Consider the following 15237-nt stretch of genomic DNA (forward strand, 5'->3'; position numbering starts at 1 on the left):
CGGTGCCCGACATGCCGGGACGCCGGACGCAGGCACCCGACCCGCATAGTTGGAGGAAAGACCGTGAGCGAGCGAAGCGAGCGAACCAAAGACACAGCGCCACAGCCGGCCATGCCGGCGCCGAGCGCTAGCGAGGTGGAGGCATGACCGCCTACCGGACCATTGTCGTCGGTACCGATGGATCGGAGTCGTCGTACGTAGCCGTCGAGAAGGCAGCGTCGTTGGCCGCCGATGCCGGCGCCACCCTGATCGTGGCCTGCGCCTACTATCCGACCGATGATCGCGACGTCGCGGCCGCGGCCGATGTGCTCAAGGACGAGGCCTACCAGGTGCGCGGCTCCGCCCCCACCAACGAGATCCTGCGCACCGCCAGGGACAAGGCGGCCGCCGCGGGCGCCGAGGAGATCGTCGAGCGCGCCATTGTCGGCGAGCCGGTGGAGTCGCTGCTGGGCCTGATCAAGGAGACCCAGGCGGACCTGCTGGTCGTCGGTAACCGCGGCCTGAACACCCTCGCGGGTCGCCTGCTCGGCTCGGTGCCTTCCGACGTGGCGCGCAAGTCCCGCTCGGATGTACTGATCGTGCACACCGTCCGATAGGAATTCCTCGCGAGAGCTCCGTATCGCCCCTCCGGCGCGATGCGGAGCTTTCGCGCATTCGGCCGAGGCCGTAAGCGTTGCGGTCCGCCGGTCGCCGCCCTTCCCGATCCGGCGACGACCCGCGAAACCCGCCCGCGCCGATCAGCCTTGGACCGACCGCTCCAGCGTCGCCAGCACCTCGGGCAGGTCCTCGCTGTGCACCACCGTGAGCCGCTGGGTGGCCCGCGTCAGCGCCACGTACAGGTCGTTCATCCCGCGCGGTGATTCCGCGAGAATCCGTGCGGGTTCCACCAGGATCACCGCGTCGAACTCCAGCCCCTTCACGTCGTGCACCGTCAGCACCCGCACCGATTCCGCGGCCAGTTCGGCCAGCTTGGCAACCCGTGGGTGCGGCGCGATCACCGCGGTGGTGCCCGGTCCCTGCTCTGCGGCCACCAAACTCTCCACCACGCCGGGCAATTCGGCCGCGCCGACTCGCTTGGCTCGCGGCGGATTCCCGGACTCGCGCACCGAGCGCGGCACCTTGGCCTCCGGGTCGATAACGGCGAGCACCTCGGCGGCCACCGCCATGATCTCGGCCGGGGTGCGGTAGTTCACCGTCAGCTCGGTGCGCTTCCACCGTTGCGCCACATAGGGTTCCAGCATCCGCTGCCAGGACGACGCGCCCGCCGGGTCACCGGTCTGGGCCACGTCGCCGACCACGGTGATCCACCGGTTCGGAATGCGCCGCATCACCATGCGCCACGCCATCTCCGAGAGCTCCTGCGCCTCGTCCACGATGACGTGCCCGTAGGTCCAGGTGCGGTCGCCCGCGGCGCGTTCGGCGGTGGTCTGCCTGGCGCGCACGTCCTGGCGCTCGGCCAGCTGGCTCGCGTCGATCAGGTCGTAGGCCATCAGGATCTCGGGGTCGAGCTCGTCCTCGAGATCCTGCGGCGCCGAGCCGGTGAGGATGTCCAGCGCGTCCTGCGCCTCGGCCAGCTGAGCGCGCCAGCGGCGGCGGGCACGCTCCCGCTCCTCGGCGTCGTCGACGCCGAGCAACTCGGCCAGCTCGTCGAGCAGGGGCGCGTCGGCGGCGCTGAACTCGCCGTCGTCGGGGCGGACCAGCTCAGCACGGTCCTCGGGAGACAGGCTCGCCGCCACGCGGTCCAGCCGCTGTGGGTCGGCCAGCAGATCGGCCAGTACCTCCTGCGGGGTCAGGATCGGCCAGAGCCGCCCGATGGCCGCCTGCACCCCGGGATCGGACTTCATCTCGTCGCGGATCTCGGCGAGATCGGTGCGGCTGAGCAGGCTCGGACCGCCGGAGAGATCGGCGCCCATGGTCTGGGCCAGCTGGTCGGTGAGCGCGTCGATCACCGAACTGGCGAAGATCGGCCTGGCCAGGTTGTGCGGGCGGCGCGACGAGCGAGCCCGGCCGCGGGCCTTGGTCGCGATCTTCTTGTCCAGCGTCACCGGATAGCCGTCGAAACTCAGGCGGACCGGTTCGGCGGGCACCTCCTGCCGGTCGCGCACGGCCTGCTTGAGCACGTCGAGAATGCTCAACGCGCCCTTGATCTCACCCGCGCGCAGCGAATCCTCGCGGGTCGCCTTCACTCCTGGGTACAGGTTGCCGATGGTGGACAGCAGCACGCCGGTCTCGCCGAGCGAGGGCAGCACCTGGCCGATGTAGTCGAGGAAGGTCGCGTTCGGGCCGATGATCAGCACGCCGCTCTTGGCCAGCTGCTGGCGGTAGGTGTAGAGCAGGTAGGCGGCCCGGTGCAGTGCCACGGCGGTTTTGCCGGTGCCAGGCCCGCCCTGCACCACCAGCACGCTCTTGTGCTCGGAGCGGATGATCGCGTCCTGCTCGCTCTGGATGGTCTCGACGATGTCGTTCATGTGACCGGTGCGGGCCGCGTTGAGCGCCGCGAGCAGGGCGCTCTCGCTGCCGACGCCGCCGTCGGACTCGACCCTGCCCGCCTGTTCGGCCGCCGTCAGGTTCAGGTATTCGTCGTTGACCGCGGTGACCCGGCGGTTGCGGGTGCGGATGTGGCGGCGCCGGCTCACACCGTCCGGCGTGGCGGTGGTGGCCAGGTAGAACGGGCGGGCCAAGGGCGCGCGCCAGTCCAGGAGCAGGGTCGCGTAGTCGTCCTTCTCGTCCAGAATGCCGAGACGGCCGATGTAGCGCGGTTCGTCGCCGTCGAGATCGATGCGGCCGAAACACAGACCGTGTTCGGCGGCATCGTATTTGGCCAGATCCTCGGAGTACAGCTGGCTGAACGACTCGCGCTCGCTGCGCGCCTGCGGGGTGCCCCCGGTCTCCAGCAACACGGTGCGCAGCCGGTTCTTGGCGTATGCGCGCATTCCGTCGAGCCGGTCGTAGAGCACCGACAGGTAGGCCTGCTCCTTCTCGATTTCGCGGGTCCGCGCGACCGCGCCGTCGGTGACGGCACGGTCGTGGGCGAGGCGGTCGGGCAAACTGGACTCCTTGTCACCGCGATGGGGCGAACGCGCGCCGATCCCGTGCGCGCGTCGGAAAACAGAGTTGTCGAGTCTACTGCGAGTTCGGCACGCCCGCCGTAACCGCAGGTGGGGCCCCATAAGTGGGGTCGGTGAGCATCGGTTCGAAGTGCTCGACCACCGGGAACGGTTCGTAGAAGTGGTGCAGCAGCGCCTTCCACTGCTGGTACTCCGGTGACCCGCGGAACCCGTCGACGTGGTCGCTCAGCCGCTCCCATTCCACCAGCAGCAGGTAGACGCCCGGCGACTCGACGCAGCGCGAGAGTGACAGCGAGCGGAAGCCGGGCATCCCCGCGATGAGCGGCCTCGCCTCGGCGAAGGCGGCCTCGAAGGCGGCGGCGAGTTCCGGGCGGACGGGCAGCAGGGCGTGTTCGACGATCATGCGGTGACTTTCATTCAGGACGCGTGCGTGTTGTTGGTGCGGCCCTTGCCGACACCGGTGTCGCGATGGGGCGGCTTGGCGCGGTACATGGCGACATCGGCGTCGTGCAGTACGGCTTCGGGTGTGCGGCGGTCGCCGGGATCGAGTTCGGTGACGCCGATGGAGGCGTCCACCGCGATCCGGTGCCCGCGCGCGATGATCGGCTCGGACATGGTGGAGCGCAGCCGATGGACCAGCCCGTCCACGTCGACGTGGCGGCCGCGGCCGGAGAGCAGGACCAGGAACTCGTCGCCGCCGAGCCGCCCGACCAGGTCGTCGGCGCGCAGCGCGCGCTGCAGGCGCTGCGCCACGATCTGCAGCACGGTGTCGCCGATGGCGTGGCCGAGCGTGTCGTTGATGGACTTGAAGCCGTCGAGATCGATGAACAGCACCGTCGAGTAGGGCAGGTCCGCGCTGGTGGCCAGCGCGCCAGCCAGCTGGGACAGGATGAGCGAGCGGTTGGCCAGGCCGGTCAGCGAGTCGTGCGTCGCCTGGTACTCCAATTGGCGTCGGCTGGCGCGGAATTCGGTGATGTCGGCGAAGGAGGACACCGCGGGGGAGTCCGGGTCGCCGGGGTTGAGCAGCCTGCTGCTGCCGGAGAGCCAGCGGCGCTGACCGTCCCTGCGGTCGACGCCGAAGATGTAGCCGGTGACCGTCTCCCCGGTGGCCAGCGTGCGCGCCATCGGATGCCTGCTCGGCGGCAGCGGCTGGGCGTTGGCGTCGAGCAGCACCATCGGCAGCTCGCCGATGGTGCGGCCGACGATGTCGTCGTGCCGCTCGTCGGTGCCGAAGATGCGCCGGGCGGCCGGATTCGCCGACTCGATGCGCCCGCCGCGGTCGATGACGACCACGCCCTCCTCCAGCTGGGAGACCACCGTGGTGAAGTGCTGTTCGGCGCGGCGCTGGGCGTCCTCGGCGGCCCGCTGCGCGGTCAGATCGTGGATGACCACCTGGTAGGCGAAGTGGTCGTGCCACGGGGTGAGCACCGAGACCGTCTCGACCGGTACTGTCTCGCCGTTGGCGCGCATCAGCAGCATCTCGGTCGGCACGGAGGCGGTGCCCTTGCTGGTCAGCAGTTCGATGCGTTCGCGCATCGCCGGGATCGAGTCGGGATGCACGAAGCGGGTGAGCGGCTGGCCGACGACCTCGTCGGCGCTGTGCGCGTCGAGCAGCCGGACGGTGGCCTGGTTGACGTAGACGATGACGCCGTTCTCGTGCACGCAGATCCCGTCCGGCGTGTGCTCGACCAGTGACCGGTAGCGCTGCGCCAGCTGCTCGGCGTCGACGGTGACGCCCGTCGTCTCCTCACCCACTCGCAAACCCCCGATCGTCGACCGACCTATGGCCATTGGAACATGGGATTATTCTGGTGTCGACGCGCGCGAGCTCTCAGCGTCGACGCACTTGCTTCGATCACGGTTCGGGCACTCCATCGGGCTCTATCCGGTGATCATGACAGACTCCGGTTCCTCCCGGAACAGGCCCGACCGAGGGTGTTCGGCCCGGGGATCCGGTGAAGGAGCGATGCCATGCCGGGCGCCATTCCGGAGCACAGAGATCGGTCTCGAGATCATATGTCCATCGCCGGGGTCGGTGCGGTGACCGGCTACGGGTGGGGGCGCGAGTCGCTGTGGCAGGGCCTGCTCAGCGGCAAGTCCGCCGCGCAGCTGCAACCCGGGTACGGGCCGGGCCGCGACGAGCACGCGTGGGTGACGCTGGTGCCGAACGGCGGCGACGAAGCCGTCAGCCCCAGTCGCTACGGCCGCGCCATGCACGAATCGGCGCGCGAGGCGATCGCCGACGCCTGCGCGCGTGGCTGGCGGCCCGGCCGCACGGTGGGCCTGCTGCACGCGATCGTGCTCGGCGACGTGGTGAACTGGCGCGATTTCTACCAGATCGACGAGGGCCACCGCCGCTCCCGCGACTACCTGCGGCTGCTGCCGTCCACGCCGATCTCGGTGCTGATGCAGGAGTTCGGCTTCCACGGTCCGTCGATGAACGTGTCGGCGGCGTGCAGTTCGGCCAACGTCGCGATCGTCACCGCCGAACTGTGGCTGGACAGCGGCATCGCCGACGACGTGATCTGCGTGGCCACCGACATGTCGGCGACGCCGGACATGGTCGAGCACTTCGTCCAGCTCGGCGCCGCGATCACCGACGCCGAACCGCTCGACGCGTGCCGCCCCTTCCAGGAGGGCAGCCGCGGCTTCGGCTTCGCGGAGGCCTCGGTGGCGTTCGTGCTGACCCGCGCTGTTGATCGGCCGTACGCGGCGGTGCTCGGCGGCGGCATGACCAACGACGGCTACCACGTGGTCTCGGTGGAACCGGAGCACGCGCAGATCATCGACTGCGCGCGCCGCGCCCTGGCCCAGGCCGGGGTGAGCCCGGACGAGATCGCGTACTTCAACGCGCACGGCACCGGAACGCGGCAGTGCGAGCTGGCCGAGCGCGATCTGGTCGCCCAGGTGTTGGGCGATCGTCCGCACGTGTACGGGCTCAAGCCGCTCACCGGACACAGCCAGGGCGCCGCGGCGGGCGTGGAGGTGGCCGTCGCGGCGATGGCCTACCAGCGCGGCGTGCTGCCCGCACCGCCGATCGTGGCCCCGGCGCATCCGCGGCTGCTGGACGGTCCGACGCCGTTCGAGGGCGGCCTGACCCTGAAGTCCTCGCTGGGTATGGGCGGGCACAACTCGATGCTGGTGCTGGGGCCCGCGGCCGGCAGGTCAGGCCGCGGGGGACGGGCCGGATGACGGTCCGGTCCGCGTCAGTCCGCGGGTAGCGGCACCGACCAGCGCAGCCGCGTCCCCGGCAGTCCAGCGCTGTCGGCCGGCGTGCCCGCGGGGCCGACCACGAAGCTGCCGTCGGCTTTCTCGGCCCGCTGCTCCAGATTCCGCAGCCCGCTGCGGATGACGTGGTGCGGTACGCCCCAGCCGTTGTCGGTGACCACGATCGTCAGGTCGTCGGCCACGCTGATGTCCACCGCGATCGTGTCGGCGCCCGAATGTCGTACCGCGTTGCTCACCGCCTCGCGCACCACGGCCTCGGCGTGATCGGCGAGTTCGGCCTCCAGCACGGAGAGCGGCCCGCTCACCTGGACGGTGGCCTTCAGCGGGGTCTCGGCGGTCTGCTGGCGCACCGCGCGCTCGATGCGCTGCTGCAAGCCCGCACTGTGCCCGTCGCCGCCGTGCAGGTCGAAGATGGAGGTGCGGATCTCCTGGACCACTTCCTGCAGCTCGTTGATCGAGGTCGACAACCGTTGGCGCACTTCGGGAACCACCGCCTTCGGCAGCGACCCTTGCAGCGTGAGGCCGATGGCGAACAGCCGCTGGATGACATGATCGTGCAGATCGCGGGCGATGCGGTCGCGGTCGGCGAGGATGTCGAGTTCGCGCATCCGCCGCTGGGCGTCGGCCAGCTGCATGGCCAGCGCGGCCTGATCGGTGAACGCGGCGGTGAGTTCGACGAGTTCGTCGGGATAGGGCGCCGATCCGATCGGCCGCACCGCGACGAGCACGCCGAGCGTGGCGTCAGGGGTGCACAACGGCAGGATCAGGGCGGGGCCGACATCGGCCAGCGGCACACCGAGATCGATGCGCGCCGCGTCGTCGAAGCGCAGCGGGGTGCGCCGGGTGAACGCCTCGCCGAGCGCGGTGCCCTCGGTCGAGGCCAGCCAGCCCTCGTGTCCGGCGCCGGGACCCGACCACTGGGTGAGCACGAGTTCGCCGATCTCGCCGGGCGATACGCACTCGTCGAGCCGGGCGAGGAAGCAGCGGTGCGAGCCGGTCAGGGTGCGCGCGTGGTCGACCACGTGCGCGAGCACGTGCTCGGATTCGGTGCCCGCGAGGAATTCGGTGGCGATGTCGCGGGTGGCCTCGATCCAGGCCTGCCTGGTGCGGGCCGACTCGTAGAGGCGCGCGTTGTCGACCGCGATGCCCGCCGCCGCGGCCAGCGCCTGCACCAGCACGTCGTCGTCCTCGGTGAACGGTTGCCCGCCCGCCTTTTCGGTGAGATAGAGGCTGCCGAACACCTCGTCGCGAATGCGCACCGGCACGCCGAGGAAGGTGTGCATGGGCGGATGCCCCGGCGGAAAACCCACGGACTCCGCATGTTCGGTGAGGTCGTCCAGTCGCAGCGGCTTCGGGCGATTGAACACCACGCCGAGCACGCCGTGTCCGGAGGGCAGCTGTCCGATGCGCTGCCGGACCACCTCGTCCATGCCCTCGTCGATGAACTGGACCACCTGCCGGTCGTGCCCGCGCACCGCGAGCGCGCCGTATCGGGCGTCGACCAGGCTGGTCGCGGTGCGGACTATGGCGCGTAGCGTGTCGTCCAGATCGAGGCCGGAGGTGACGGTGAGCATCGCCTCGACCAGGCCGTCCATCCGGTCGCGCGAGTCGATGATCAGCTCGACGCGCTCCTTGACCTCGCTGAGCAGTTCGCGCAGGCGCAGTTGCGAGAGCGTGTCGCGCACCGAGTACAGGCCGTTACCGCTGTCTTCGGTCATGTCGGTTCCTGTTCAGGTGGGCGCGTGAACAGCGCTTCAGCCAGTCTAATTCGCGGATCGGGGACTTTTGGCCCTGTTCGCGGTGCCGTTGCGGCGGTGGGATATCGACACTGGGTGAATTGAGAGTAGAGGTGTCCTATGAATTCGTCGCAATCGTTGTACTCCTCGGAACACTGGTCCAGCGCCGCGGATCCGGAGCTCGCTGTGACCACTCGCGGGGCCGTCCCGCCGGCCGACGTGACGCGGGCCGTCCGCGCCATCGGCCGGGTGCTGCGCCGCCACCACTTGGATGTTCCTGCGCGGGTGCGGGTTACGGCCCCGCGGGATAGGGAGGAACCCACGGTGGTGCAGGCCAATGTACGGCTGCACGACACACCGACCCGGGTGCAGGTCACCGGGCCGCGCGGGTTCGCGGTGACCTTCGCCGTCGAGCGGCTGGATCGCCAGCTCAGCAGGTTGGTCGCCAATCAGTCACGGGCGTGGCCGGATCCGGCGCGGCCACCGCTGGCGAAGGTCACCGAGCAGCGGCCGATCATCCGCCGCAAGCACTGTGAGCTGCTGACCGGAACGCCCGCCGAGGCGACCGCCGTGATGGACGCGATGGACTACGACGCGTACCTGTTCACCGATGCCGAGACCGGTGAGGACGCCATCGTGCACTGGGCGGACACGCTCGGCGTGCGACTCGTCCGCCAGTGGACCACCACGACGCCTGCGGAGCGGACACAACAGCCGCTCAGCGTGAATTCCCTACCTCTGACCGTGCATTCGGAGCCCAGCCCGCTGCTCGGCGAGTCCGAGGCGGCGACCGCGCTGTGCCGCGGCGGCCTGCCCTACCTGTTCTTTACCGATCGCGAGTCGGGCCGCGGCCAGCTGCTCTACCGTCGCTACGACGGGGACCTGACCATCGTCGCGCCGACCGAAACCGCCTGATTCCCAGTACGGTTCCGATGGGAGCAGCGTGGCTCCCCTGGCACGCCGCCCGGCTCGGCGCCGCGCAGCCGAGGTCGTCGAGCCGCTTCACGGCTCGCGCAGGCGGGAGGCCAGCACCGCGGCCTGAGTGCGCCGCTCCATACCCAGCTTGGCCAGCAGCCGCGATACGTAGTTCTTGACCGTCTTCTCCGCGAGGAACATCCGCGCCGCGATCTGGCGGTTCGTCAGGCCTTCGCCGAGCAGTGCGAGCAGCTTGCGCTCCTGTTCGGTCAGACCGGCCAGCGGACCGTCGGCCTCGACGCTGTTGCGTAGTCGCGCTTTCAACGCGGTCGCCGCCCGGTTGTCCAGCAGCGAGCGGCCAGCCCCGACCGCCTTGATGGCCTCGGCCAGCTCCATGCCCTTGATGTTCTTCACCACGTATCCCGAAGCGCCCGCGAGGATCGCGTCCAGCATCGCGTGCTCGTCGGTGTAGGAGGTCAGGATCAGGCAACGCAGCCTGTCGAATTCGGCGAGCAGATCACGGCACAGTTCGATGCCGTTGCCGTCGGGCAGTCGCACGTCGAGCACCGCGACATCGGGCCGCGCCGCGCGAATGCCCGACATCGCCTCTGCGACATCGCCCGCCTCGCCGATCACCGCGAGCTCGGGATCGCTCTCCAGCAGATCCGTCAGGCCACGCCGGACGATCTCGTGGTCGTCGACCAGGAACACCTTGATCATCGCGGCCCCTCCTCGCGCACCGGGTCCCACCGCGGATCCGGCCACCGAATCTCGCCGCAGCGAATGCGTAGCGAACGGGACTGACCGAAAAACGCTGGGCGTATTGATGTTCCGAGTATGCTGGATTTCTGGACCGAACGCGTGAAAGTTGTCGAACGATGACCGATTCAGCGACACCGGGACGACCCGCCGCACGACGAGCCGCCGACCAAGGGCGCGTGACGTAATGGACCCCTGGGGCAGCGGACCTGCGCACCACGGAACGGCGAGCGCCGTGACGCTCGTCGAGGGATCCACCTTCTGCCTCAGCGACTCCGGCGGCGCGATCGAGCCGGGCCGGGCGCAGGGACTGTTCGTCCGCGACACCCGAGTGCTCTCCCGCTGGCGGCTGACCGTCGACGACCACGCGCCGCAACCGCTCAGCGTGCAGTACGCCGACCCCTACAGTGTCACGCTGCTCGCGCGCACCGCACCGCCGCCCGACCGCGCCGACAGCACCGCGCTGGTGATCGTCGGACGACACGTCGGCGACGGCATGCGCGAGGACCTGACCGTGCGCAACCTCTCCGGGGAGTCCGTCGACTTCGCGATCGCGCTCGAGGTCGACGCGGATTTCGCCGACCTGTTCGAGGTCAAGGACGGCCGGGTCGGTGAAGGGCAGGCCATCGAGCACCGCGCGGTCGACGGCGGCCTCGAAATCGCCGCTCCCGCACTCGGTGTCGCGGTCGCGGTGCGCGCCGCGGAAGCGACCGCGGACGGCCGCCGCCTGCGCTGGCACGTCCGGCTGCCCGCCCGCGGTTCCTGGTCGACGTGCGTGCAGTACCTCCCGCTGCTCGGCTCGGCCGAGGTCACGCCGCGGCACACGTGCGGCAGCTCGGTCGCGCACAGCGCGCCCGCCAGCAGGTTGCGCGCCTGGTACGAGAACTCGCCGAGGGTGCGCACCGGCGACCCGACGCTGGCCGCGGCGCTGCGCCGCGCCGTCGCCGACCTCGGCGCGCTGCGCATCTTCGACCCGGCCAGTCCCGGCCGCGCGGTGGTCGCCGCGGGCGCGCCGTGGTTCATGGCGCTGTTCGGCAGGGACTCGCTGCTCACCTCGTGGATGGTGCTGCCGGTGGATCGCAGGCTGGCCATCGGCACTCTGCAGAGCCTGGCCGACCTGCAAGGCGTCCGCGAGCACATCGCCACCGAGGAACAACCGGGCCGGATACCGCACGAGATCAGGTTCGGCAGGGCCGCGACGCGGCTGCTCGGCGGCGACACCGTGTACTACGGCACCGCCGACGCCACCCCGCTGTTCGTCATGGTGCTCGGCGAGCTGCACCGCTGGGGACTCGACGACGCCACCCGCGACGAACTGCTGCCGCACGCCGACCGCGCCATCGAGTGGATCCAGCGCTACGGCGACGCCGACGGCGACGGGTTCGTCGAGTATTGCCGCCGCGCCGAGCACGGGCTGGACAACCAGGGCTGGAAGGACTCCTGGGACGGGGTGAACTTCGCCGACGGCACCCTCCCCGCACCGCCCATCGCGCTCGCCGAGGTGCAGGGCTACGTCTACGCGGCCTACCTGGCCAGGGCCGAGCTGGCCGACGACCTCGGCGACCGCGCCACCGCGGACCGGCTGCGCGCCGCGGCCGCCCGGCTGAAGGCCGAGTTCAACGCGAAGTTCTGGCTGCCCGAGCGCGGCTGGTACGCGGTCGGCCTGGACCGGGACAAGCGGCCGATCGACGCGCTCACCTCGAACATCGGCCACTGTCTGTGGACCGGTATCGTGGACGAGGACAAGGCGGCGCTGGTCGCGGACCGGTTGCTCGCTCCCGACATGTTCACCGGCTGGGGCATTCGAACCCTGGCCAGCGGCATGGGCGCCTACAACCCCGTCAGCTACCACAACGGTTCGGTGTGGCCGCACGACAACGCGATCTGCGCGGCCGGACTGATGCGCTACGGGTTGACCGAGCACGCCACCCGGGTCATCGACGCGGTGCTCGACGCCTCGGTGCGGTTCGGCCATCGGCTGCCCGAACTGTTCTGCGGTTTCGACCGCGCCGAGTTCGACGCGCCGGTGCCGTATCCGACCTCGTGCTCGCCGCAGGCCTGGGCCGCCGCCGCGCCGCTGCTGTTCCTGCGCAGCCTGGTCCGGCTGGAGCCGGGGGCGGCCGTCGCGGAGGTGGCGCCCGCCGTGCCCGAGCGCTACCTGCCGCTGCGGATCAGCGGACTGCGGGTCGGGTCGGAGGTGTTGACCGTCACGGTGGACGCGCACGGATGGCAGGTCACCGGGCGGTCGGAGGGCACGCGCCGGGCCGGCTGACGCTCCGGCGCGGCCTCGTCCGCGCGGGTGGACAGCCGCTCGGACGAAACTTGTCGGTGCTCGCGCTTAGCATGGCGAGCGGGGGTCTGTCTGCACGTCAACACGATCGAGAAGGGACACATCGGTGGCGGAACGCCTCACCGTGCGCGGAGCTCGGGAGCACAACCTGAAGGGGATCGATCTCGATCTGCCCCGCGACAGCTTGATCGTGTTCACCGGACTGTCCGGCTCGGGCAAATCCAGCCTCGCCTTCGACACCATCTTCGCCGAGGGCCAGCGCAGGTACGTGGAATCGCTGTCGGCCTACGCCAGGCAGTTCCTCGGCCAGATGGACAAGCCCGACGTCGATTTCATCGAGGGCCTCTCGCCCGCGGTGTCCATCGACCAGAAGTCCACCAACCGCAACCCGCGCTCCACCGTGGGCACCATCACCGAGGTCTACGACTACCTGCGTCTGCTCTACGCGCGCGCGGGCACGCCGCACTGCCCGGTCTGCGGCGAGCTGATCGCCAAGCAGACACCGCAGCAGATCGTCGACCAGGTGCTCGCCATGGCGGAGGGCACCAAGTTCCAGGTGCTCGCGCCGGTGGTGCGTACCCGCAAGGGCGAGTTCGTCGACCTCTTCGACCAGCTCAACTCCCAGGGCTACTCCCGGGTGCGGGTCGACGGTGTGGTGTATCCGCTCACCGACCCGCCGAAACTGAAGAAGCAGGAGAAGCACGACGTCGAGGTCGTGGTCGACCGGCTCGCCGTCAAGCCGAGCTCCAAGCAGCGCCTCACCGATTCGATCGAGACCGCGCTGCGGCTGGCCGACGGCATCGTTGTGCTCGACTTCGTCGATCGCGACGAGCACGCCCACGACCGGGAACGCCGCTTCTCCGAGCGCCTGGCCTGCCCCAACGGGCACCCGCTCGACATCGAGGACCTCGAGCCGAGGTCGTTCTCGTTCAACTCGCCCTACGGCGCCTGCCCCGACTGCACCGGCCTCGGCATCCGCAAGGAGGTCGACCCCGATCTGGTGGTCCCCGATCCCGAGCTCAGCCTCGCAGCGGGTGCCATCGCGCCCTGGTCGCGCGGGCAGACCGCGGAGTACTTCACCCGGCTGCTGTCGGGTCTGGCCGAGACCATCGGCTTCTCCATGGACACCCCGTGGCAGGACCTGCCGCTCAAGGCGCGCAAGGCCGTGCTGGAGGGCAGCCCCGACCAGGTGCACGTCTCCTACACCAACCGCTACGGACGCAAGCGCTCCTACTACGCCGACTTCGAGGGCGTGATGCCCTTCCTGCAGCGGCGCATGGAGAACACCGAGTCCGAGCAGATGAAGGAGCACTACGACGGGTACATGCGCGACATCCCGTGCCCGGTCTGCTCGGGCGCGCGGCTGCGCCCGGAGATCCTGGCCGTCACCATCTCGGCGGGCGAGGACAAGAAGTCCATCGCCGACGTCAGCGATCTGTCCATCGGCGACTGCTCGAAGTTCCTGAACTCGCTGACGCTGGGGGAGCGCGAGGCCGCGATCGCCGGGCAGGTGCTCAAGGAGGTCCAGGCGCGGCTCGGGTTCCTGCTCGACGTCGGCTTGGAGTATCTGACGCTGTCCAGGGCCGCCGCGACCCTGTCCGGCGGTGAGGCGCAGCGCATCCGGCTGGCCACCCAGATCGGCTCCGGGCTGGTCGGCGTGCTGTACGTGCTGGACGAGCCGTCCATCGGCCTGCACCAGCGGGACAACCGGCGGCTCATCGAAACCCTCACGCGGCTGAAGAATCTCGGCAACACGCTGATCGTCGTCGAGCACGACGAGGACACCATCCGCGCCTCGGACTGGGTCGTCGACATCGGCCCGCTCGCGGGCGAGCACGGCGGCCGGGTGGTGCACAGCGGCCCGTATCAGGAGTTGCTCACCGACCCCGATTCGCTGACCGGCGCGTACCTTTCGGGCCGCGAGCGGATCGAGGTGCCGATGGTGCGCCGCCCGATGGACAAGAAGCGCAAGCTCACCGTCGTCGGCGCGACCGAGCACAACCTGCAGGGCATCGACGTCTCGTTCCCGCTCGGCGTGCTCACCGCGGTGACCGGCGTCTCGGGCTCGGGCAAGTCGACGCTGGTCAACGACATCCTGGCCACCGTGCTGGCGAACAAGCTCAACGGCGCCCGTCAGGTGCCGGGCAGGCACACCAGGGTCAACGGCCTGGATCACCTGGACAAGCTGGTACAGGTCGACCAGTCCCCGATCGGGCGGACGCCGCGCTCCAACCCGGCCACCTACACCGGCGTATTCGACAAGATCAGGACGCTGTTCGCGGCGACCACCGAGGCGAAGGTGCGTGGCTACCAGCCCGGCCGGTTCTCGTTCAACGTCAAGGGCGGCCGCTGCGAGGCGTGCTCCGGCGACGGCACGCTGAAGATCGAGATGAACTTCCTGCCCGACGTGTACGTGCCGTGCGAGGTCTGCCACGGCGCGCGCTACAACCGGGAAACCCTCGAGGTGCACTACAAGGGCAAGACCATCGCCGAGGTGCTGGACATGTCCATCGAGGAGGCCGCGGAGTTCTTCGAACCGGTCACCTCGATCCACCGCTACCTCAAGACCTTGGTCGACGTCGGCCTCGGCTACGTGCGACTCGGCCAGAGCGCGCCGACGCTGTCCGGCGGCGAGGCCCAGCGCGTGAAGCTGGCGGCCGAACTGCAGAAGCGCTCCACCGGCCGCACCGTCTACATCCTCGACGAGCCGACCACCGGTCTGCACTTCGAGGACATCCGCAAGCTGCTCGGCGTCATCAACGGTCTGGTCGACAAGGGCAACACCGTCATCGTCATCGAGCACAACCTGGACGTCATCAAGACCTCCGACTGGGTCGTCGACATGGGCCCCGAGGGCGGTTCCGGCGGCGGCACCGTGGTGGCCGAGGGCGCGCCGGAAGACGTCGCTGCCGTGCCGCACAGCTACACGGGCCAGTTCCTCGCCGAGGTACTCGCCCAGCCCGCCGCGTCGGCTCCGCTGAAGCGGGCCCCGGCGAAGAAGGCGGCGGCCAAGAAGACGGCGTCCAAGGCGGCGGCCAAGCAGACTCCGGCGGAGCCCGCGGCGGCGAAGAAGGCCCCTGCCGACAAGGCGGCGAAGAAGGCCCCTGCGGAGACGGCCGCGGCCAAGCGTCTGGCCAGGAAGGCCGCCGCGCTGCGTTGATCGAGGGCAGAGGCTGGTCGAACGCAGCGGTTGATCCGGGCAAAAGGTCGATGTGGAGCAGCGGGTCGATCTTCGACAATT

General features: G+C 69.9%; 10 protein-coding genes. 5 read left to right on the forward strand and 5 right to left on the reverse strand.

The features are described 5' to 3' along the window. Nucleotides 1-143 precede the first annotated feature (143 nt). Nucleotides 144-596: a universal stress protein gene (locus ACRWNM_RS26100; protein WP_431970727.1), complete on the forward strand. Its 453-nt coding sequence runs from the start codon at nucleotides 144-146 to the stop codon at nucleotides 594-596. Nucleotides 597-737: 141 nt separating this feature from the next. Here the strand turns inward: ACRWNM_RS26100 and ACRWNM_RS26105 are convergent, their stop codons facing one another. The 3 genes from ACRWNM_RS26105 to ACRWNM_RS26115 all read right to left on the reverse strand — a co-directional run bounded on the left by ACRWNM_RS26105 (nucleotide 738) and on the right by ACRWNM_RS26115 (nucleotide 4823). Then, on the reverse strand, nucleotides 738-3047 hold the full coding sequence (locus tag ACRWNM_RS26105; RefSeq protein ID WP_431970728.1) for a HelD family protein: 2310 nt from the start codon (nucleotides 3045-3047) through the stop codon (nucleotides 738-740). A 76-nt stretch (nucleotides 3048-3123) separates the two neighbouring features. Continuing rightward, nucleotides 3124-3471 (reverse strand): antibiotic biosynthesis monooxygenase family protein, encoded by a 348-nt coding sequence (locus ACRWNM_RS26110; protein ID WP_431970729.1) that lies wholly within the window; start codon nucleotides 3469-3471, stop codon nucleotides 3124-3126. A gap of 14 nt (nucleotides 3472-3485) precedes the next feature. Continuing rightward, nucleotides 3486-4823, reverse strand: a complete 1338-nt coding sequence (locus ACRWNM_RS26115; protein ID WP_431970730.1) for a diguanylate cyclase domain-containing protein — start codon at nucleotides 4821-4823, stop codon at nucleotides 3486-3488. 261 nt (nucleotides 4824-5084) lie between these two features. Between ACRWNM_RS26115 and ACRWNM_RS26120 the strand changes: the two genes are divergently transcribed. Next, nucleotides 5085-6260, forward strand: a complete 1176-nt coding sequence (locus ACRWNM_RS26120) for a beta-ketoacyl synthase N-terminal-like domain-containing protein (RefSeq protein ID WP_431970731.1) — start codon at nucleotides 5085-5087, stop codon at nucleotides 6258-6260. 14 nt (nucleotides 6261-6274) lie between these two features. Here ACRWNM_RS26120 and ACRWNM_RS26125 read toward each other — a convergent pair whose 3' ends face one another. Next, entirely contained in the window at nucleotides 6275-8014 is a 1740-nt protein-coding gene (locus ACRWNM_RS26125; RefSeq protein ID WP_431970732.1) for a GAF domain-containing protein, read from the reverse strand. 204 nt (nucleotides 8015-8218) lie between these two features. On the opposite strand from ACRWNM_RS26125, the gene ACRWNM_RS26130 reads away from it, so the two are divergent. Then, nucleotides 8219-8947, forward strand: coding sequence for a sigma 54 modulation/S30EA ribosomal C-terminal domain-containing protein (locus tag ACRWNM_RS26130; protein ID WP_431970733.1), 729 nt, complete (start codon nucleotides 8219-8221; stop codon nucleotides 8945-8947). Between the two features lie 87 nt (nucleotides 8948-9034). Here the strand turns inward: ACRWNM_RS26130 and ACRWNM_RS26135 are convergent, their stop codons facing one another. Beyond that, nucleotides 9035-9667, reverse strand: coding sequence for a response regulator (locus ACRWNM_RS26135; RefSeq protein ID WP_431970734.1), 633 nt, complete (start codon nucleotides 9665-9667; stop codon nucleotides 9035-9037). Between the two features lie 226 nt (nucleotides 9668-9893). Here ACRWNM_RS26135 and ACRWNM_RS26140 point away from each other — a divergent pair, with 226 nt between their 5' ends. Continuing rightward, entirely contained in the window at nucleotides 9894-11978 is a 2085-nt protein-coding gene (locus ACRWNM_RS26140; protein ID WP_431970735.1) for an amylo-alpha-1,6-glucosidase, read from the forward strand. Nucleotides 11979-12102: 124 nt separating this feature from the next. Then, nucleotides 12103-15156 (forward strand): excinuclease ABC subunit UvrA, encoded by a 3054-nt coding sequence (gene uvrA, locus ACRWNM_RS26145; protein ID WP_431970736.1) that lies wholly within the window; start codon nucleotides 12103-12105, stop codon nucleotides 15154-15156. Nucleotides 15157-15237 lie beyond the last annotated feature (81 nt).

This window comes from Nocardia sp. bgisy134 (genome assembly GCF_965341865.1).
GTDB lineage: Bacteria > Actinomycetota > Actinomycetes > Mycobacteriales > Mycobacteriaceae > Nocardia.

Bases quoted from the DNA above. Each gene is read 5' to 3' on its own strand.
- ACRWNM_RS26110 (WP_431970729.1), bottom strand. From the start codon at position 3,471: ATGATCGTCGAACACGCCCTGCTGCCCGTCCGCCCGGAACTCGCCGCC.
- ACRWNM_RS26125 (WP_431970732.1), bottom strand. From the start codon at position 8,014: ATGACCGAAGACAGCGGTAACGGCCTGTACTCGGTGCGCGACACGCTC.
- ACRWNM_RS26140 (WP_431970735.1), top strand. From the start codon at position 9,894: ATGGACCCCTGGGGCAGCGGACCTGCGCACCACGGAACGGCGAGCGCC.
- ACRWNM_RS26135 (WP_431970734.1), bottom strand. From the start codon at position 9,667: ATGATCAAGGTGTTCCTGGTCGACGACCACGAGATCGTCCGGCGTGGC.
- ACRWNM_RS26100 (WP_431970727.1), top strand. From the start codon at position 144: ATGACCGCCTACCGGACCATTGTCGTCGGTACCGATGGATCGGAGTCG.
- ACRWNM_RS26120 (WP_431970731.1), top strand. From the start codon at position 5,085: ATGTCCATCGCCGGGGTCGGTGCGGTGACCGGCTACGGGTGGGGGCGC.